Source organism: Nonomuraea sp. NPDC048916, from assembly GCF_040649575.1.
In the GTDB taxonomy this organism is placed as follows: domain Bacteria; phylum Actinomycetota; class Actinomycetes; order Streptosporangiales; family Streptosporangiaceae; genus Nonomuraea.
In genome coordinates this window covers 1-497 of record NZ_JBEZFS010000200.1, presented here as the reverse complement: position 1 = coordinate 497, position 497 = coordinate 1, and the positions used below count along the sequence as shown (strand labels likewise).

Below are 497 nucleotides of genomic sequence, written 5' to 3'. Positions count from 1 at the left end.
TGGAAGTGGGCGGCGATCTGGAGGGTGGTGTGGTGGTCGCCTGCGATGACGACGTTGTTGGGGCCGTTGATGGCGGCGAGGCTGACGGTGTCGGTGAGCAGGGGCAGGACTTCGGTTTCGCCGGCTTGCAGGGCGATCATGGCGCCGTTGGGGGGGAGTTGTCCCATGAGCTGGGCGCGGGCGGTGACCAGGGTGGTGGCGTCGGGCAGGGTCAGGATGCCGGCTGCGTGGGCGGCGGCGAGTTCGCCGATGGAGTGGCCGGTCAGGAAGTCGGGGCGCAGGCCCCAGGATTGCAGGAGCCGGTACATGGCGACCTGGTAGGTGAACAGGGCGGGCTGGGTGTGTTCGGTGCGGTTGAGCAGGTCGGGGTCGCGGCCCCACATGATGCCGCGCAGGGCGGGGTCGAAGTGGGTGGCGACCTCGTCGAAGGCGGCGGCGAAGACGGGGAAGGTGTTGTAGAGCTCGCGGCCCATGCCCAGCCGTTGAGCGCCCTGCCC

Annotated in this window: 1 protein-coding gene; it reads right to left on the bottom strand. The window is 70.0% G+C overall.

Annotated features, from left to right (window positions below):
* Positions 1 to 497: acyltransferase domain-containing protein (locus AB0C16_RS40430; RefSeq protein WP_357691483.1), on the bottom strand; the 497-nt coding region annotated here is incomplete at both ends.